The 734-nt window shown below is 58.0% G+C and carries 1 pseudogene (cut by a window edge); it reads left to right on the forward strand.

The window, feature by feature from the left end:
- Positions 1–706, forward strand: a pseudogene (locus tag Q2B33_RS24665) (flagellin); it begins 482 nt to the left of the window's first position.
- Positions 707–734: the final 28 nt, after the last annotated feature.

The raw sequence follows: 734 nt of genomic DNA on the forward strand, positions 1-734 counted from the left end.
GACGGCGAAGGAGTACACCATAGAGCAGATCGTCATTCAGGAGGACACTGCTCTGGGCGGAGCGGAGAAGGGCAAGTACAAGGTGAGCGTGGCCTTTGACCAAAACGGCGGGTACGGGAATTTCCCGGAGGGAACCACGGCTTCCCTCAAGGATAATCTGCTGGTGCTGGAGGCCCCCAACGGCTTCGAGATGACACTGGATCTGACGAATGTGGATTTTCAGGGCGAGCTGGCAAATCTTCCTCCCAATTCCACCTATACGGTGCCCAACCCCAACGGCGGCACGAAGATGACCATAGACGCCACGGGAATCGGCTCCATGAGGCTTCAGGTAGGCGCCAACGAGGGTCAGGTGATGGAGATCGACATTCCCAGGATATCCCTCAGGGACATGGGCATCGAGGATCTGGACGTGTCCACGGAGGAGAGCGCTACGGCTGCCATCGACCTTATCGAGGGGGCCATGCAGTTCATATCCAGCGTCAGAGGCAAGCTGGGCGCTTATCAGAATAGGCTTGAGACCACCATCAACAGTCTGGACGTCACCTCCGAGAACATGACGGCGGCGTATTCACGGATCATGGACGTGGATATGGCGGAGGAGATGACTCAGTATACTACTGCGCAGGTGATGACGCAGGCGGCTACCTCCATGCTGGCGCAGGCCAACGAGAGGCCTTCTCAGGTGCTGCAGCTGCTGCAGTAGGTCTTTGGGGAAGTGCCGGGAGACGAAT

Source organism: uncultured Acetatifactor sp. (assembly GCF_948601915.1).
In the GTDB taxonomy this organism is placed as follows: domain Bacteria; phylum Bacillota; class Clostridia; order Lachnospirales; family Lachnospiraceae; genus Acetatifactor.